The organism is Mesorhizobium sp. 131-3-5, from assembly GCF_016756575.1.
Lineage (GTDB): Bacteria > Pseudomonadota > Alphaproteobacteria > Rhizobiales > Rhizobiaceae > Mesorhizobium > Mesorhizobium jarvisii.
On the sequence record NZ_AP023254.1, the window covers coordinates 4,315,509 to 4,334,183 of the forward strand.

The 18,675-nt window shown below is 62.1% G+C and carries 9 protein-coding genes and 2 pseudogenes; 7 read left to right on the forward strand and 4 right to left on the reverse strand.

Annotated elements, in window-relative coordinates; translation table 11 throughout:
* The first annotated feature begins 2,249 nt into the window (after positions 1 to 2,249).
* Positions 2,250 to 3,299 carry a hypothetical protein gene (locus tag JG747_RS37080; RefSeq protein WP_244748453.1) on the forward strand — a complete coding sequence of 350 codons (1,050 nt, stop codon included), beginning with the start codon at positions 2,250 to 2,252 and terminating at the stop codon, positions 3,297 to 3,299.
* Positions 3,300 to 4,196: 897 nt separating this feature from the next.
* Here JG747_RS37080 and JG747_RS37855 read toward each other — a convergent pair.
* Positions 4,197 to 4,880, reverse strand: a pseudogene (locus JG747_RS37855) (DUF4347 domain-containing protein); the annotation flags it as partial.
* A gap of 483 nt (positions 4,881 to 5,363) precedes the next feature.
* Positions 5,364 to 5,543: a hypothetical protein gene (locus tag JG747_RS37090; RefSeq protein WP_064985486.1), complete on the reverse strand. Its 180-nt coding sequence runs from the start codon at positions 5,541 to 5,543 to the stop codon at positions 5,364 to 5,366.
* A 385-nt stretch (positions 5,544 to 5,928) separates the two neighbouring features.
* Between JG747_RS37090 and JG747_RS37095 the strand changes: the two genes are divergently transcribed.
* Positions 5,929 to 9,627: a DUF4573 domain-containing protein gene (locus tag JG747_RS37095; RefSeq protein WP_244748170.1), complete on the forward strand. Its 3,699-nt coding sequence runs from the start codon at positions 5,929 to 5,931 to the stop codon at positions 9,625 to 9,627.
* Between the two features lie 365 nt (positions 9,628 to 9,992).
* On the opposite strand, the pseudogene JG747_RS37100 reads toward JG747_RS37095, so the two are convergent.
* Both JG747_RS37100 and JG747_RS20960 read right to left on the reverse strand, forming a co-directional pair.
* Positions 9,993 to 10,436 (reverse strand): annotated as a pseudogene (locus tag JG747_RS37100) (DUF4347 domain-containing protein); the annotation flags it as partial.
* Positions 10,437 to 10,530: 94 nt separating this feature from the next.
* A complete protein-coding gene (locus tag JG747_RS20960; protein WP_069092176.1) occupies positions 10,531 to 10,845 on the reverse strand; it encodes a hypothetical protein in 315 nt (104 codons plus the stop codon).
* Positions 10,846 to 12,155: 1,310 nt separating this feature from the next.
* Between JG747_RS20960 and JG747_RS20965 the strand changes: the two genes are divergently transcribed.
* From JG747_RS20965 to gmd, 5 genes are all read left to right on the forward strand, one after another.
* Positions 12,156 to 12,380, forward strand: a complete 225-nt coding sequence (locus JG747_RS20965; protein WP_202359941.1) for a hypothetical protein — start codon at positions 12,156 to 12,158, stop codon at positions 12,378 to 12,380.
* Positions 12,377 to 15,181, forward strand: a complete 2,805-nt coding sequence (locus JG747_RS20970; protein WP_202359942.1) for a glycosyltransferase family 25 protein — start codon at positions 12,377 to 12,379, stop codon at positions 15,179 to 15,181. The genes JG747_RS20965 and JG747_RS20970 overlap by 4 nt, the downstream gene beginning before the upstream one ends.
* Positions 15,182 to 15,332: 151 nt before the next feature.
* Complete coding sequence (locus tag JG747_RS20975; RefSeq protein WP_202359943.1) at positions 15,333 to 15,944, forward strand: class I SAM-dependent methyltransferase; 612 nt, start codon at positions 15,333 to 15,335, stop codon at positions 15,942 to 15,944.
* Between the two features lie 915 nt (positions 15,945 to 16,859).
* Entirely contained in the window at positions 16,860 to 17,477 is a 618-nt protein-coding gene (locus JG747_RS20980; protein WP_202359944.1) for a hypothetical protein, read from the forward strand.
* Positions 17,478 to 17,566: 89 nt separating this feature from the next.
* A complete protein-coding gene (gene gmd, locus JG747_RS20985; RefSeq protein WP_202359945.1) occupies positions 17,567 to 18,655 on the forward strand; it encodes a GDP-mannose 4,6-dehydratase in 1,089 nt (362 codons plus the stop codon).
* The last annotated feature ends 20 nt before the right edge of the window (positions 18,656 to 18,675 follow it).

The following is an 18,675-nucleotide window of genomic DNA, read 5'->3' on the forward strand; positions in this document are numbered from 1 at the left end:
GCGCCGGTCGCGCCAGTCGAGCCTGTGGCGCCCGTATCGCCGGTCGCACCTGTGGCACCGGTTGCTCCAGTCGAGCCTGTGGCGCCCGTATCACCAGTTGCTCCTGTGGCGCCGGTAGCTCCAGTCGAGCCCGTCGCTCCGGTATCGCCGGTCGCGCCTGTGGCGCCGGTTGCTCCAGTCGAACCCGTCGCTCCGGTATCGCCGGTGGCGCCCGTGGCTCCGGTTGCTCCAGTCGAGCCTGTGGCGCCCGTATCACCAGTTGCTCCTGTGGCGCCGGTTGCTCCGGTCGAGCCCGTCGCTCCGGTATCGCCGGTCGCGCCTGTGGCGCCGGTTGCTCCAGTCGAACCCGTCGCTCCGGTATCGCCGGTGGCGCCCGTGGCTCCGGTTGCTCCAGTCGAGCCTGTGGCGCCCGTATCACCAGTTGCTCCTGTGGCGCCGGTTGCTCCGGTCGAGCCCGTCGCTCCGGTATCGCCGGTGGCGCCCGTGGCTCCGGTTGCTCCAGTCGAGCCTGTGGCGCCCGTATCACCAGTTGCTCCTGTGGCGCCGGTTGCTCCAGTCGAGCCCGTCGCTCCAGTATCACCGGTCGCGCCTGTGGCGCCGGTAGCTCCGGTCGAACCCGTCGCTCCGGTATCGCCGGTTGCGCCGGTGGAACCTGTGGCGCCGGTAGCTCCAGTCGAGCCCGTCGCTCCGGTATCGCCGGTCGCGCCTGTGGCGCCGGTTGCTCCAGTCGAGCCCGTCGCTCCGGTATCGCCCGTGGCACCTGTGGCTCCGGTTGCTCCAGTCGAGCCTGTGGCGCCCGTATCGCCGGTCGCACCTGTGGCGCCGGTTGCCCCGGTCGAGCCTGTGGCGCCCGTATCACCAGTTGCTCCTGTGGCGCCGGTAGCTCCAGTCGAACCCGTCGCTCCGGTATCGCCGGTGGCGCCCGTGGCTCCGGTAGCTCCAGTCGAGCCTGTGGCGCCCGTATCACCAGTTGCACCTGTGGCGCCGGTAGAACCCGTCGCTCCGGTATCGCCGGTCGCGCCTGTGGCGCCGGTTGCTCCAGTCGAGCCCGTCGCTCCGGTATCGCCGGTCGCGCCTGTGGCGCCGGTAGCTCCGGTCGAACCCGTCGCTCCGGTATCGCCGGTCGCGCCTGTGGCGCCGGTTGCTCCGGTCGAACCCGTGGCACCCGTATCGCCGGTCGCACCTGTGGCGCCGGTTGCCCCGGTCGAACCCGTCGCTCCGGTATCGCCGGTGGCGCCCGTGGCTCCGGTTGCTCCGGTCGAACCCGTGGCGCCCGTATCACCAGTTGCTCCTGTGGCGCCGGTAGCTCCAGTCGAACCCGTCGCTCCGGTATCGCCGGTTGCGCCGGTGGAACCTGTGGCTCCGGTAGAGCCTGTGGCACCGGTATCGCCAGTCGCACCTGTGGCTCCGGTCGAGCCCGTGGCGCCGGTGGAACCCGTATCGCCAGTCGCACCGGTTGCGCCAGTTGAGCCGGTCGCACCAGTGGCTCCGGTCGAACCCGTGGCACCCGTATCACCGGTTGCACCAGTTGAACCTGTAGCACCAGTCGAGCCCGTCGCTCCGGTATCGCCGGTTGCGCCGGTGGCTCCGGTTGCTCCGGTCGACCCCGTTGCGCCCGTATCACCGGTCGCGCCTGTAGCCCCAGTCGAGCCCGTCGCTCCGGTATCGCCGGTTGCGCCGGTGGAACCTGTGGCTCCGGTAGAGCCTGTGGCACCGGTATCGCCAGTCGCACCTGTGGCTCCGGTCGAGCCCGTGGCGCCGGTGGAACCCGTATCGCCAGTCGCACCGGTTGCGCCAGTTGAGCCGGTCGCACCAGTGGCTCCGGTCGAACCCGTGGCACCCGTATCACCGGTTGCACCCGTTGAACCTGTAGCACCAGTCGATCCTGTCGCACCCGTATCACCAGTTGCACCTGTGGCGCCGGTGGCTCCGGTCGAGCCCGTGTCGCCGGTTGCGCCTGTGGCTCCGGTTGCGCCCGTAGCTCCAGTCGAACCTGTAGCTCCGGTCGAACCCGTGGCACCTGTAGAGCCGGTGGCACCTGTCACGCCGGTTGCGCCCGTGGCGCCGGTCGAGCCCGTGGCGCCAGTCGCACCAGTGGCGCCCGTTGAACCCGTGGCTCCGGTTGAGCCAGTCGCGCCAGTTGCGCCCGTCGCGCCCGGAGTGCCGGTGCCGGCAGAGGCGGTCGCGGTTATTGTCAGTGAGCCGCCTGTAGCGCCACTTGATACAAAACCGAAGTCGCTCGCTCCGTTGTGAAATTCACCGAGGAAATTGACAGAGTCGACAACGACGCCGTTCACCAGGATCTGGACGGTGGCTTCGCCATTTGTGTCGATGACATTCTGCGTGATCGCGCCGGCGCCCAAATTCTCCAGCACGACCGTGTCGCCCTGCTTGAATCCGGCTATCTCGGAGGAATCCAGGAGCGAACTGCCGACAATGAGCGTGCCGCCGGCCGTCGCAAAATTTACTGTCTGGCCAGCGCTGACGCCAACGCCGACGTCGAACGTCACTGTTACGTTACCGTAAAGATTGTAGTATCCATAGCCGGTCAAATATATGTTGCCGGTAAATACCGCCGTGGTCTCGGTTCCGCTCGAGTTTTCGACAATGTTAACGGATCCGTCATTCTCGAAATACTGAGACCCAACGCTGGCTCCGGCCGCGGCGCCGGTAAGCGTCCAGTTCGTCGCAGACGCTCCGACGTTGAAATTGGCAGTCCCGTTGACGAAAAGCTGACCTTGATTGACCAAACTCAGCGAGCTCAGATATTGGCTCGTTCCGTTCAACGTGTCGCTGATCGTCCACGTGCTGGTTCCGGTGCCCGTCGCCTGACGAAGGGTCGGCGGCATCGCTATCGTGTCGGCGTTTGCGTCCTTGTTGAAGAACGCCATGTTCGTGCCAGCCGCCGGCTGCGTCGAAGGCGCCGCACCGTTGTTCCAGGAGATTGGATCCTGCCACGAATCGAGGGCTGCACGGGCATGGAACGCCAGGCCGGTCGTCAAGAAAACGTCGGTGCCGCCATTCGCATCTCCACTCCAACTGGCCAAAGTGCCGGCGGCGTAGGAGCCGTTGAGCTGGAATGTGAACGTTCCCGAACTCGCGACGACGGTGAGAACGTCTGTTCCCGTGTTGAAATTCGCGCTGATGATTGTGGGCGAGGCACCACCGGTGCCGAAGGCTGCAAGCTCTATCCCATTGGTCGGCGCGGCCGGGTTCGAGCCGGCATTCATGCCGGCGATATTCGCCTGGAATCCGTTGAGCTGGCTGCTCGCGATCGACGAACCGGTGAGGTCGAGTAGTCCGCCGCTGCTCGAGTTGAAAGTAATGACGTCGCCGCTGGCGACAGTTCCGTCTAGCCGGAGGATCGCTCCGCTGTTGATTTTCAGTCCCGTGGCACCGGCACCTATGTTTGTCGTGATATCCAGCGTCCCGCCGGCCGCGGTTATCGTTCCGGTGCCGCTGTTCGCAATAGGACCAGTGACCGTGCCAAAGCCCGTGAGCATCGCGCCGTTGCCGATCGTCAGTCCGGAGGCATCGGTCAGTGTGCCCCCGTCCAACTGAATCTTGCCGTTGGTGATGCTCTCGGCGGCGCTGATAGTTAGGTTGCCCGCGCTCCCGATCTCCAGCGTCTGATTGGCATTGTTGATTGAAATTGCAGTTGCCGAAGTTGCAGTACCCTCAATCTTCAGGGTGGTGGCAGCAGCGGTGCCGATCGCCAAAACAATCCCACTGTTGATTGTCCCAAAGATGTCGAGCGTACCGCCAAGAGCTGCAGTGCCCGCAGTGATCGTGCCTGTACCGGTGATTCCGCCGTTGGCAGTTATTGTGCCTGCGCCATTAACAAACGAGTTAACATCGCTAATATTTATTGCTCCACTAGTCGTAAGTGAGTTGCCGGCAGTAAGTGTGAGTGTTGTAAATCTGCTAGAGGCGGCCCTGCCGGCAAGCACAATAGACGTGGCAACAGCGGCGGTATCTACCGTGAGCGCGAACGCACTACCTTGGCCGGTGTTGCCTATTGTGAGAGTATCGGCGGCTACCGGAACACCCGAGGGAGACCAGTTGGCAGCAGTGTTCCAATTACCGCTGTTTGGGTTCGTCGTGTTACCACTGGAACCGATCCAAGTTCTCGCGACCAACACCCCAGCGTACGTGCCAACGCCCACATCGGTAAGCGGCGGCCGCATCGCCATCGCCTCGCTCGCGCGCAATTCAAGTTCCCAGCGTCCGCCCCACGCAGCGGCACCGACGAGGCCAGTTGCAGTGGCGACATCGGCGTTGGTCGCCTCCGCCAGGCGCTCAACAAATGCTCCGCCCTCATCGCCGATACCAGCGTAGCAGCTCCACACCCTGAGATTGCCACCCTTGCGGAGCGCCCGTCCGATCGCGGCGAGGTCGCCCTGGTCGTCGTCGAGCGTCTCGGCCGACCATTCGCCCGCCGCGAAGCTCACCCGGCCAGGCGCGCCGTGGGCGATGACGTGCACGGCGTCGAGGTCGGCGCGGCCTTCGAGCGCCAGCGCCATTTGGCGCGCGGCCGGGCGGTTGGCGTCGAGCACGATCGCCTCGACCTCCGGCCGCAGATTGGCGAGGATCGTGCCGAGATCGGATACAGAGGGGTCGACGAAAAGGATTTCTGAGGCGCCAGCCTGGCGCGCATCGGTCCGCGCATTCGGGCGACCAGTTGCCGCGGCCGGCAGCGGATGAATTTCGCGCCCATCGAACCGGGGCACAACGCCCTGGGGCGCACGCGACAACACTTGATTCACAATACCCACTCCCGTCACTCGTGCCGCCGACGCCTCGACGGCAAACTCGCGAGCGAACTCCGGAATGGGAACGTCTGCCTTCCGCCGAGGACAGACATAGACGCGGCGTCTCACGGCGCGCCCGATGAGCGCACCTTCTTCTTCCGCTAAATTGCCTTGCTACCCAGATCCCTGCCCAAACTCGCCTGCAAGACCTCACGGCCACCCGACCGTGCGATCCGCGGGCACCCTCTATACCCATACATTAGTAAAATCGAAAATTAGCGATTTGTAAACTATTAAGGAAGGATTTGGTAAATTCTGAGGAGCGGGGCAGCAGACCTCGATCAATATCGAGGCGCCGGACTCGCGCAAATTGTTCTGGAAATCTAAGACTTTGGCGGCTTCCTTTAAGTTGCTTTCAATCCGCAAATGGTCGCCATGGCTGGGCCGGAAGCGGACACGCCTGCAGGCGGCTGACCCTGGTACCAGGCATGCCCTACGATGCTGCGCGAGCCGACAGAGCACGAATGAAAAGCGCGCGGGCTCCGCTTTCCAGCGAAGCCCGCGCGCCCGTTCGCCAACCTGGACCGGTTACCGTCCAGGTCCATTCGCCACTCAGTCGTGCGGCTTCAAGAGATCCTTCAGGGACGTCTTGACGGTGTGGTCGTTGCTGGCGTAGCCGGCGCCAGGCTTGGTCTGATCCGAGGTGAGATCCGTGCTCGCTCCGGAAGGCTTGTTCTGGTTGTTGCCAGATCCGCTGATTGTCTTGAGGACGTTCAGCAGGTCTGTCGTCACCGAAGTCGCCGCAAGGCCGACCAGTTGGCTGAACGACGCATGCTTGCCGGGATCACTGTTGCCGTCGGGCGAGCCGGACTGCAGGAACTTCGCCGTGTCCGTCAGCCCCAGCGTGCTGGCCGTGACGTTGGCGTTATTACCGCCGTTGCCTTGGCCTCCGGAAGAGTTGCCCTGTCCCTGATGGCTGCTGTTGTCGGCATTGTTATGGTCCCCGGAATTGCCCGGCGCGTCCTGCTGTCCATTGCCGTGGCCGTTATTGCCATGACCATGATCACCGGTCTGACCGCCTGGGCCGGTTGCTCCAGTCGACCCCGTCGGACCAGGCGAGCCTGTTGGTCCGGTCGAGCCCGTCGCTCCGGTCGAGCCAGTTGCTCCGGTCGAACCAGTGGCGCCGGTCGAGCCAGTCGCACCAGTCGAGCCGGTTGCGCCGGTTGCGCCGGTTGCGCCGGTTGCGCCGGTCGAACCGGTGGCTCCGGTCGAGCCGGTGGCTCCGGTCGAGCCGGTTGCTCCGGTCGATCCGGTGGCGCCGGTCGAGCCGGTTGCTCCGGTCGAACCGGTGGCTCCGGTCGAGCCAGTTGCGCCTGTCGAGCCGGTGGCACCGGTCGAGCCGGTTGCCCCGGTCGATCCAGTCGCTCCGGTCGCACCAGTCGCTCCGGTTGCTCCGGTCGAGCCAGTCGCGCCGGTCGAGCCTGTCGAGCCGGTCGCACCAGTCGACCCGGTGGCGCCGGTCGCTCCGGTCGCACCAGTCGCTCCGGTTGCTCCGGTCGAGCCAGTCGCGCCGGTCGAGCCTGTCGAGCCGGTCGCACCAGTCGACCCGGTGGCGCCGGTCGAGCCAGTCGCCCCGGTCGAGCCTGTTGCTCCTGTCGAGCCAGTGGCGCCAGTCGAACCGGTTGCCCCGGTCGATCCTGTCGCCCCGGTCGAGCCAGTCGCACCAGTCGAGCCGGTTGCGCCGGTCGAGCCGGTGGCTCCGGTCGAGCCGGTGGCTCCGGTCGAGCCGGTTGCCCCGGTCGATCCAGTCGCTCCGGTCGAGCCAGTTGCTCCGGTCGAGCCGGTGGCTCCGGTCGAGCCGGTGGCTCCGGTCGAACCGGTGGCTCCGGTCGAGCCGGTGGCGCCGGTCGATCCAGTCGCGCCGGTCGAGCCCGTGGCGCCGGTCGAGCCAGTCGCGCCGGTCGATCCAGTCGCGCCGGTCGATCCAGTCGCACCGGTCGAGCCAGTGGCGCCGGTTGAGCCAGTCGCGCCGGTCGAGCCAGTTGCCCCTGTCGAACCCGTCGCGCCGGTTGAGCCAGTTGCTCCGGTCGAGCCAGTTGCCCCTGTCGAACCCGTCGCGCCGGTGGAGCCAGTTGCTCCGGTCGCTCCGGTTGCTCCGGTCGAACCCGTGGCACCTGTCGAACCCGTGGCACCTGTCGAGCCGGTGGCACCTGTCGAGCCGGTTGCCCCGGTCGAGCCGGTGGCGCCGGTCGAACCGGTGGCTCCGGTCGAGCCGGTTGCTCCGGTCGATCCGGTGGCGCCGGTCGAGCCGGTTGCTCCGGTCGAACCGGTGGCTCCGGTCGAGCCGGTGGCTCCGGTCGAGCCGGTGGCACCGGTTGCGCCGGTCGAACCGGTGGCTCCGGTCGAGCCGGTGGCTCCGGTCGAGCCGGTGGCGCCGGTTGCGCCGGTCGAACCAGTTGCTCCGGTCGAGCCCGTGGCACCGGTCGAACCCGTCGCACCGGTCGAACCGGTGGCGCCGGTCGAGCCGGTCGAGCCGGTGGCGCCGGTCGAGCCAGTCGCGCCGGTCGAGCCCGTGGCGCCGGTCGAGCCAGTTGCTCCGGTCGAGCCCGTGGCGCCGGTCGAACCAGTGGCGCCGGTCGAACCAGTCGCACCGGTGGCGCCGGTCGAGCCAGTTGCCCCGGTCGAGCCTGTCGCGCCGGTCGAGCCCGTCGCACCGGTCGAACCGGTGGCGCCGGTCGAACCGGTGGCGCCGGTCGAGCCAGTCGCGCCGGTCGAGCCAGTTGCTCCGGTCGAGCCCGTGGCGCCGGTCGAGCCAGTTGCCCCGGTCGAGCCTGTCGCGCCGGTCGAGCCCGTCGCACCGGTCGAACCGGTGGCGCCGGTCGAGCCAGTCGCGCCGGTCGAGCCAGTTGCTCCGGTCGAGCCCGTGGCGCCGGTCGAGCCAGTTGCCCCGGTCGAGCCTGTCGCGCCGGTCGAGCCCGTGGCGCCGGTCGAACCGGTTGCTCCGGTTGAGCCGGTCGCTCCGGTCGATCCAGTCGCTCCGGTCGATCCAGTCGCTCCGGTCGAGCCAGTTGCTCCGGTCGCTCCGGTCGAGCCAGTCGCACCGGTGGAACCTGTCGCACCAGTCGAGCCTGTCGCCCCGGTCGAACCAGTTGCCCCGGTTGAGCCGGTTGCTCCGGTCGAGCCCGTGGCACCGGTCGAACCGGTTGCGCCGGTCGAGCCAGTCGCTCCGGTCGCACCTGTTGCTCCGGTCGAGCCAGTCGCACCGGTGGAACCTGTCGCACCAGTCGAGCCAGTCGAGCCTGTCGCCCCGGTCGAACCAGTTGCCCCAGTCGAGCCAGTTGCTCCGGTCGAGCCAGTCGCACCGGTGGAACCTGTCGCACCAGTCGAGCCAGTCGAGCCTGTCGCCCCGGTCGAGCCTGTTGCTCCGGTCGAGCCGGTTGCTCCGGTTGCCCCAGTCGATCCAGTCGCTCCGGTGTCACCAGTCGAACCAGTCGACCCGGTCGAGCCAGTTGCACCAGTCGACCCAGTGGCGCCGGTCGAACCAGTTGCCCCAGTCGAGCCAGTTGCTCCGGTCGATCCAGTCGCACCAGTCGAACCAGTGGCGCCGGTCGAACCAGTTGCCCCAGTCGAGCCAGTTGCTCCGGTTGAGCCGGTCGCTCCGGTGGACCCGGTTGCACCTGTAGAGCCCGTGGCGCCGGTATCACCCGTTGCACCAGTGGATCCAGTCGCGCCGGTCGAACCTGTGGCTCCGGTCGAACCTGTGGCACCTGTGTCTCCGGTCGCACCTGTGGCTCCGGTCGAGCCGGTCAAACCAGTTGCCCCAGTCGAGCCAGTTGCTCCGGTCGAACCCGTGTCGCCGGTCGAACCCGTCGCTCCGGTCGAGCCGGTTGCTCCTGTCGAGCCAGTCGCCCCGGTGGAACCCGTGGCGCCCGTGGCGCCGGTATCACCAGTCGCCCCCGTCGAGCCAGTTGCGCCGGTCGAGCCGGTCGCACCTGTCGCGCCGGTCGAGCCTGTGGCACCTGTATCTCCGGTCGCACCTGTGGCTCCGGTCGAGCCGGTCGAACCCGTCGCTCCAGTTGCTCCTGTCGAGCCAGTCGCCCCGGTGGAACCCGTGGCGCCCGTGGCGCCGGTATCACCAGTCGCCCCCGTCGAGCCAGTTGCGCCGGTCGCACCTGTCGCGCCGGTCGAGCCTGTGGCACCTGTATCTCCGGTCGCACCTGTGGCTCCGGTCGAGCCGGTCAAACCAGTTGCCCCAGTCGAGCCAGTTGCTCCGGTCGAACCCGTGTCGCCGGTCGAACCCGTCGCTCCGGTCGCTCCGGTTGCTCCTGTCGAGCCAGTCGCCCCGGTGGAACCCGTGGCGCCCGTGGCGCCGGTATCACCAGTCGCCCCCGTCGAGCCAGTTGCGCCGGTCGAGCCGGTCGAACCGGTCGAACCTGTCGCGCCGGTCGAGCCTGTGGCACCTGTATCTCCGGTCGCACCTGTGGCTCCGGTCGAGCCAGTCGCGCCTGTATCGCCGGTCGATCCAGTTGCGCCGGTTGAGCCGGTTGCACCTGTAGAGCCCGTGGCGCCGCTATCACCCGTTGCACCAGTGGATCCAGTCGCCCCGGTCGATCCAGTTGCTCCGGTATCACCAGTCGAGCCAGTTGCTCCGGTCGCACCCGTGTCGCCGGTTGAACCCGTTGCTCCGGTCGAGCCAGTTGCTCCGGTATCACCAGTCGAGCCAGTTGCTCCGGTCGCACCCGTGTCGCCGGTTGAACCCGTTGCTCCGGTCGAGCCAGTTGCTCCGGTAGAGCCCGTTGCCCCGGTCGCGCCAGTTGCGCCTGCCGGGCCAGTCGCCCCAACAGTACTAGTGCTGAAACTGCCGGTATCAAATTGATTGCCCCCGTTACCATTGCTAGGGCCAAAGACAGGACCGTCGGATAAAGTGTAAGAATTTCCGCCACCAGGCGTAAGTGTTCCAAAAAGATGGAAGCCGCTGTCATAAATTTTATAAGTATGGGAAGGATCCGGAATCGTTATAGTTACAGCAAATTCGCTGGTCACGTTGTTTCCAGATGCGGGAAGAACGAAACTGCCAACCAGCAAAGCAGGGCTGACTGACGTATCTATTAGATAGTACGTGTTAATATTGGCGCTGCCATTCTGAACAGTCAAGTTGCCAGTGAGTGTCAGATCAACCGCCAGCACGCCGGTGTAACTGGCCACGCCAGCCGATGTCAGCGGCGGCATGGGCGTGGACGTGCGTGCGGATAATTCCCAGGCGCCGCCGAGGGCGGCTGCGCCAACCAGCGACCTGGATGCACGAACGTCCGCGCCCACCACCTGTTCCAGCGCCTGTGTAAAGGCTTCGCCAGCATTCCCCGATGCCGTTTCGCAGCTCCACAGCCGCAGTTCGCCGTCCGCGGCAAGCGCCCGGCCGATTGCGGCAAGATCCTCTGCCTCTGCCTTCAATGTGGCTGATGACCATTCTCCCGCAGTGAAGCTGATCCGCCCAGATGCGCCATGTGCGATGACGTGCACGGCATCGAGCCCTTCGTGCCCTGCGAGCGCGGCAGCGATCTGCCGCGCCGCCGGCAGGCGGCCGTCGAGCACAATCGCTTGAACCTCGGGTCGCACGTTGCCGAGAACCGTCTGGAGATCGGAGACTGAAGGATCGACAAAGAGAATCTCAGAGGCACGGGCCATGACTGGCTCCTGTTGGCTTCGAATTCAATTCAAGGGAAAACCGCCCATCGGCTGGCCGGCGAGCGGTCGGAAGAAGGATCTTTGGGCGGCGCGGTCATCTTCCCGACGAGCCGACGGCGCCGTCAGGCCGTTCGACAGCGGGGCTCTCTACGCGGAGGAAGCTACAGGCCTGGAAATTCCCGCCATCGTCGAACGTGCCAATCGCAAATGAGCCGGCTGCGGCGGGAACCTTGACGGTGAGAGCGACGGCGAGGCTTCGCTTGACGGCCTTGGGAAGAATGACCTGGCCGACAACGGCGTTCTTGGCCGTGTCCAGGATAAAATAAGGCACATTTTCGGTGGTGTCGCCGATGGGCAAGACGCCTCTAACGGCAACTTCCATCACTGCAAACCCTGCTATGTAGCTCATCCTATCCTCCTTGGTCCGCGGCCACAGTGCCGCGCCGTCAATTGCCGTTGGCGCCAAATGCCCGCCGCCCGGCCAGGTCAGCGCATCTGGTGTTCGAAGTGCGTGCGACAGTGCATCGATGAAATTCGTTCCGAGCGCGCGGCCGCGCGGCCGGACGTTCGGCTGCGGGAGCGATCGACTGGCCTCTTGCCTCCGGTTCCGGAAGATCGTGCCGAAATCGGATATCGAGGGATGGATGAAAAAGGGTTCGGAAACGCGGGCCGAGGCGCGCCGGTCAGCCCATTCGGCCGGTCGGTTCTGACGACGCCTAGCCGCAGTGTTCTATCGACCCCGTGCAGTCCGGGGCCTGCACAGCTCTTGCGATACGCACGCGATGCCACTTGAATCACAACCCACTCCCGTTACCGTGACGCTGACGTCTCGGCGACAACTCTCGAAGGAATGGGAGGCCGTCCGCCTCCAAAGGGGAGGGCATGGACACGACACACCGTTGGCGCGCCCTGGGGACGCACCTTACAATCTGCCAAACGGCCCTGATTACCCAGACCCTCTAACTCAACTCCCTGAGAGAGACTTACGCAGAAATTCGGGCATGCGGCCGTCCGATCCGCGGGCGTCCCTCAACACCGCATTTTAGTAAATTCGAAATTTAGCAAGTTGTAAACTATAAATTAAGCAATTACTAAATTAGCTGAAAGCAGGGTAGCGCCGCTTTAACAATAGCAGCGGGCTGGGTTATAAAACCGTTATGAAAATCAGATGCTTATTAGGATTACTTGCAATCCTGCCTGCTTCGGACAGCAATTGAAGGTCTCCACCTTCCATGCAAACCCATCGACGATGGCGCAGCCAGACGGGTTGGCAATGTGTCAGCGGATGTGGGTGCCTCGACCTTGACGGCAGCCTGCAAATGGCGGCGAAATACCGAACCTAAACCGGTGACCGGACGAAGCGGTGAATGCCGGCGGTTGCAGTTCGGGCAGGGTCCTTTCACGATCGCGGTTGCCGCCGGGCCGGCACGACGGCTGGCTGCTAACCACGATGGATAAGGTTAAGCGCGGTTTCCAGAGGACGACCTGTGAGATCCGTGAGAAGGAATGATCGGCTCTTTGGAAATATCAGCTGTTGCGCGGCCGGACTGGCAAGTGGACAGCGACAGCGGGGGAAGGCATGAGCGATCGAGACTTGGCAAATCCGCATCGAAACGGATCCGGCATGGCGCGGCGACACGCGAACCGTCCTTATCGCCGACAGTCACATTGAGGGCCGATGGATCACGAATGGCGAACGGCAAGCGGCTCTGCCTCAACATGATCGTCAAGAACGAGATGGCGAACCTTCAACGCTGTCTCGGGGCGGTTGTCGACCACATCGACTGCTGTGTCATCGGCGATATCGGCTCGACCGACGGGACCCAGGATTTCATCAAATCGTTCTTCGCTGCCCGCAGCCTGCCGGGCGAGCTGAACGAATTCCCATTCCACAATTTCGAGCAGGCGCGCAACGACCGCTGCTCAGCTGAAGGAATCGCATGAGCACCATCGGCCTGTGCATGATTGTCAAGAACGAGACGAAGGTCATCCTGCAATGCCTCGCCAGCGTGCTCCCCCTTGTCGACTACGTGCTCATCGTCGACACGGGTTCCGAAGACGGCACGCAAGACCTGATACGCGGCTTCCTCGCCGATCACGGTGTCCAAGGCGCTGTCATTGACGAGCCGTGGCGGGACTTCGCGTACAACCGTACCTTCGCCCTTGAACGATTGCGTGAAATCGAGACTGTCGACTATGCAATGATCATCGACGCGGACGATGTTCTGATCCGGGACGCCGACTTCGATCCGATCGGGTTCAAGTCGAAGATGGAACACGATTTATACGACGTCGAGGTGTTACATGGTGGCATTTCGTTTTATCGCCCGCAGATCTGCCGCAACCGTCTGCCGTTCGCCTTCAAGGGCGTTCTGCACGAATATCTCGAGGCCCCTCCTGGCCATCTCACGCGGGAGACCGCCAAGGGTTTTCGCGTGGCGACGGGGCGTGGCGGAGCACGCAGTCAAAACCCGCGAAAGTACCAGGACGACTCGGCCGTTCTTGAAAATGCGCTTGCAACGGAGACCGACCCCTTCCTTGTTTCGCGATACACCTTCTATCTGGCGCAGAGCTACAGGGATTCCGGCGAGCGTGAAAAATCACTGGCGACCTATCTGAAGCGTGCCGAGCTGGGTTTTTGGGACGAGGAGGTCTATGTCAGCCTGCTCGAGGCGGGCAACCTCATGGCAGCATTGGGGCGGCCATTCGACGAGGTCGTTGCCGCCTTTGAGCGCGCGGCGCAGGTCGTCCCCGCCCGCGCGGAGGCTCTACACGCCGCGAGCCTCTATTGCCGCAACCAGGGCCGGAATGCGGAAGGAACGGAATTTGCGCGTCGAGGGCTCGACCTTGTTCAACCCGCCGGACTTTTCATTCAGCCCTGGGTCTACGATTACGGAGTGCTCGACGAGTTTGCCGTCAATGCCTACTGGGCAGGCGCTTACCGGGAATCGCTCGACGCTTGTCTAAAATTGCTCGCCTCCGACAAATTGCCTGCTGAAATGACGAAGCGGGTGGTGGCCAACGCGCGCTTCGCCACCGGCAAGCTTCCGCTCAATGAGCCGCCGAAACTAGGGGCGTTCGGGACCGAGAGCTTGATCGACCAGCACAGGCTCGTCCGGCAGCGTTCGTTGCGGTCGCGCATCGAGGGCACGCCGCGCATCCTGGTGACAATCCTGGCAAAGCAGAAAGAGCCGGCACTGCCGCTGTACCTTGAGTGCATCGAGGCGCTCGACTACCCGAAGGCGTCGATCGTCCTGTACATCAGGACAAACAACAACACCGACAGGACCGAGCACATACTGCGCGAATGGGTGGAGCGCGTTGGTCACCTCTATGCCGCGGTTGAATTCGATGCCTCCAACGTGGCCGATAGAGTCGAGCAGTTTGGCGAACATGAATGGAACGAGACGCGCTTCAGGGTGCTTGGCCGAATCCGCAACATAAGTTTGCGGAAAACTCTCGAACACAGCTGCGATTTCTATTTCGTTGCCGACGTCGATAATTTCGTGCGACCGGCCACGCTACGCGAGCTTGTCGCGCTCGACGTGCCGATCGTCGCTCCCCTGCTTCGCTCCATCTCTCCCGGGCAATACTATTCGAACTACCACGCCGAAATCGACGCCAACGGCTACTATATGCAGTGCGATCAATATGGATGGGTGCTCAACCGCCACGTGCGCGGCATTATCGAGATGCCGCTTGTGCACTGCACCTATCTTGTCCGCGCCGACGTACTGCCCGAACTGACATACGAGGACGCGACATCGCGCTACGAGTACGTGATCTTTGCCGACAGCGCCCGCAAGGCCGGCATCGTCCAGTATATGGATAACCGACAAGTCTATGGCTACATCACCTTCGGCGATGGCCAATATTATGTGAGTGACGGGATCGAGCGCGCCCGAGCGCTGTTGCATGGTGCCGGCGACACGCCGGTATTCACTGCCGCCACGCCTCCGGGCGCCGTACCGATGCCAGATCGACGTGTGGAGCCGAAGGATTCGCCGAAAATACACCTGATAAACCTCGACCGCAGCGTCGAGCGCTGGAGCAGGTATCAAAGCAATAACTGGCACCTAACGCACAATACGGTTCGTGTGTCGGCAGTTGACGGCACTTCTCTCGACAGGGAGGCGCTCATAAAGGAAGGTCTGATCACCAATGATTGTGCGTACCCCCCGGGCACTTTGGGATGCGCTCTATCCCATATCGGCTTATGGAAGTTGGCGGTTTCCGAGAACAAGACGATAACTATTTTTGAAGACGACGTTCGAGCATCGTTTCGATTTGTGGAGGAATCCGCCAATATACTATCTCAAGCACCGGAAAGCTGGGATTTGATACAGTGGGGATATATATACGACCCGTTGTTTATTTGGGTAAATCTCGGCTTCTCCAAAGCCAAGTTGGAATTTTACGATCGTCGATATCAAGATAAACCCACCTTGTTTCAGGCCGAGAAATTTTCTCGATCCCTCATCAAAGTAGAGCACTCATTTGGGACTCAGGCTTACACAGTCACACCACGAGGCGCGCGAATACTTCTGGAAAAGTGTCTGCCGCTACGAAGCAGACAAATTCCCTTTTCTGGAACTGCCGTCATCCTCGATGACACGGGTATCGATTGCGCGATGTGTGCGGCATATGGTTCGATGCAAGCTTACGTTTGCATGCCACCACTCGTCATTCACGATACCGAACCGCCGTCAGACCGGGCAGACACAGATCACCGAGAGCCGAGCTAGTTTGTCATGGAAGCACAACAGACAGCATTGGCTCGACGCGCGCACGTGCAAGGGAAGGTGAAGATACTGACAAAGCCCGCCTACGGGGCGTTGGGATCTTGATGTTGTCGCGCGCCAATGTCGATGCGACGAGTAACATGAGGTGCACTCGATGACGCAAAGCACGCCTGATGATTCCCGCGAAGCGTTCGCGCGCATTTACCAAAGCAACGAGTGGGGCTCCGAGGAATCGCGCTCCGGACTCGGTTCAGCATACGCAACGACGCATCGTGTCCGAACCGTACTGCCGATGCTTTTGCGCGCACTGGATGTGAACTCCATGCTCGATGCGCCCTGCGGTGACTTCAACTGGATGCGCTTCGTTGACTTGGGCAAAACGCACTACATTGGCTGCGATATCGTGCCTGAGGTCATCGAAACGAACGGCATGCGATATGCGGATCGCGAATTTCACGCGCTCGATCTCGCTGCTGAGCCACTGCCGAACGTTGACCTCATTTTTTCACGCGACTGTCTGCAGCATCTGACCGAGCCCGATATTTGGCGCGTGCTACGCAACTTCAAGAAGTCCGGCGCGCGCTGGCTGTTCACCTCAAGCCATTCGACCTCGGCACAGGACATTGCGCGGGAAACGGGCGGATTCGGATTTCTCAACTTACAGCAACCGCCATTCTCATTGCCCCTGCCACTCCTAGTCATGCCGGAGGAACACTACGCATCGAAGGCGATGTGTCTGTGGGACATGGCGCAAATCGGTGCATGACCAGCGCCATTGCCGGTTCAAATGCTCGTCAACACACCGCCTTAGCTTGTTCGATATGGTCGTGGGGCACTGCAATGGGCGCCAAGAAGTAATTGCTGTCCAACGGAAAGTTTGCTGAACAAATAATGAAGCGAATCAGCCCAGGAGAAAGTTCCCGATGGTGCTCCCGGTCTTATCTCGACATGTATGTTTGGACCGCGTCTTCCATCCGATCGAGCCTTCTCGACTTCCTGACTTCGATGTCAAAACGCCGAATGAAGGTGTCGATTGCGCAATGAATCGAGCATACCGTCTCTTAACTCTTTTGTTTGCATACCGCCTCTCGTGGTTGTTGAGAATCGCCAGGAGTCGTCTTTGACCAAGAATTCCTGGTGTGAGGAGAAGGCTTCAGGCCACATGTCACTGACTTGATACATCGACCATCGATTTTGACCCCCTTGCAGCGACTGCAAGGATGCCGGAAAGCAACACGGACGCACCCGATAGAGCGCGCGCGCCCGCGCGCTGGACGGCTTCTAATCTCAACGAAGATGACGAACAAATCTCGCGAGCGGCCTGCGGTAAGCGTCGCACGCGTCCGAGTACAACTTAATGAGATGGTTGCGACGCGGCGCTGATGGAGCCAGCCAAACCGTACAGGTTCCTCGCCAAGGCCGTTGAAGGGGATGATCTGGCCGTGAAGTGGGCACGGAGCAGTCACTCCTCAGTTGTTGATTCCGCCTCAGGATTGCCTCATATTACCGCTCGATCATATATGAAATTTGCACTGGGTAGCCTCCTCGACCGGCGGCAAACTTCGATAGAGGTACCTTGAATAGCCAAGCGACAGACCAAGGATTGCGGGTGCACACAATTATTTTTTGTTGGCCCAATAAGGTTAGTAACGTTGCTAGAATCTACCATCAGGCACGAAGAATGTCTGCCAAAATTACTGTACTTGACTCTTCACTTGATCCTATTCCTGATGGTGTACTTGAGGGCGATTGGATCAAAATAGACAACGATCACTATTACGGGATGGCTTTTAAGCAAGCGCTCGCGTGTTTCGATGGTGATGTTCTTTTGCAAATACAAGGAGACGTGTTTGTCGATGATTCCGGCGAACTCGTTAATTTATGCTACAAAAGATTCTATAGCGACTTATCTCTGGGAATTTGGTCTCCAGAAATTGACAGCACGGCTTTTCCTACAAAGAATGTCGACATTATGAATACTAGCGATCCAGCGCTAAAGATCGTTGCGATGACAGATTGTATAGTATGGGCGTTGAAATCTTCGGTCGTCAGATTCCTTCGTACACTGGACTACACCAACAATAATCTCGGCTGGGGCATCGATTGGGCGGCATGCGCATACTGCTTCGCAAACAAACTGTCAGTCGTACGGGATGCGTCACTTTCCGTAGTACATCCTCCTGGCAGCGGTTATGGTCACGACGAGGCAAGAAGGCAGCAACACCTATTTTTGTCCCAGCTTGGCCGAGCTGAAGCAATACAGTACGCTCTACTTTCTCGTCGTGCGTTCGGAAGGTAGGTTTTCGCGATGGTGAATTCTCCCGCCGTGCTTCCTACGTTATGCGCCTACTTCCCTGTGAAGACGCTTTCATCATCGGATGTTCAGAAATGACTGCGGGCCAGCGGACGGCGTTCATCACCGGCGTAACGGGACAAGACGGCGCGCTGCTCGCCGAAATGCTTCTGGCGAAGGGTTATTTGGTCCACGGGCTCAAGCGGCGCGCCTCGCTGATCGGGAATACGGCACGTGTCGACCATCTCTATCAGGAGCGACAGGAGGCGAACCCGCAGATGATCCTTCACTACGGTGATATGACGGATTCGACGAACCTCATTCGCCTGCTGCAGAACACGCAGCCCGACGAAATATACAATCTCGCCGCCCAGAGCCATGTCCAGGTGTCTTTCGACACGCCAGAATACACGGCGAATGTCGACGCACTTGGAACGCTCCGGCTCCTTGAAGCAATCCGCATCCTGGGGCTGGAGAAGAAGACACGCTTCTACCAGGCATCGACTTCGGAGCTCTACGGTCTCGTCCAGGAAGTTCCGCAAAAGGAGACAACACCGTTCTACCCGCGCTCTCCCTACGCAGTGGCCAAACTCTACGCTTATTGGATCACGGTGAACTACCGCGAGGCGTATGGCCTATTCGCCAGCAATGGCATCCTGTTCAATCACGAGGGTCCGACCCGCGGCGAGACGTTCATCACGCGCAAGGTGACCCGCGCAATCGCTGCGATCCTCGCTGGCCAGCAGGAATGCCTGTATCTCGGAAATCTCGACTCCAGGCGCGATTGGGGCTCGGCACGCGACTATGTCGAAGGGATGTGGCGTATTCTGCAGCACGACGAAGCCGACGACTTCGTGCTAGCGACAGGGATAACCAACTCGGTGCGCAGTTTCGTCGAACTGGCTTTTCGAAAGGCCGGCAGGGCGATCGCCTGGGAGGGGCACGGTATCGAGGAAGTCGGCCGCGACTCTGAGACCGGCAAGGGGCTTGTCCGGATCGACCGGCGATACTTCCGTCCGACCGAAGTGGAACTACTGATAGGCGATGCTTCGAAGGCCCAGCAAAAGCTGGGCTGGACGCCTACGACCACTTTCGATCAGCTTGTGTCAGAGATGGTCGAGGCGGATTGCAGAGCCTATGGCATCGAACTGAGCCCACTGGACGCAACTTGTGACGTCTCTTGAAGGCAAGCGGATTTGGGTGC

What these genes read in the sequence shown, in the direction of transcription:
- JG747_RS20960 (WP_069092176.1), bottom strand. Translation starts at nt 10,845, where the DNA reads ATGAGCTACATAGCAGGGTTTGCAGTGATGGAAGTTGCCGTTAGAGGC.
- JG747_RS20965 (WP_202359941.1), top strand. Translation starts at nt 12,156, where the DNA reads ATGATCGTCAAGAACGAGATGGCGAACCTTCAACGCTGTCTCGGGGCG.
- JG747_RS20970 (WP_202359942.1), top strand. Translation starts at nt 12,377, where the DNA reads ATGAGCACCATCGGCCTGTGCATGATTGTCAAGAACGAGACGAAGGTC.
- JG747_RS20975 (WP_202359943.1), top strand. Translation starts at nt 15,333, where the DNA reads ATGACGCAAAGCACGCCTGATGATTCCCGCGAAGCGTTCGCGCGCATT.
- JG747_RS20980 (WP_202359944.1), top strand. Translation starts at nt 16,860, where the DNA reads ATGTCTGCCAAAATTACTGTACTTGACTCTTCACTTGATCCTATTCCT.
- gmd (WP_202359945.1), top strand. Translation starts at nt 17,567, where the DNA reads ATGACTGCGGGCCAGCGGACGGCGTTCATCACCGGCGTAACGGGACAA.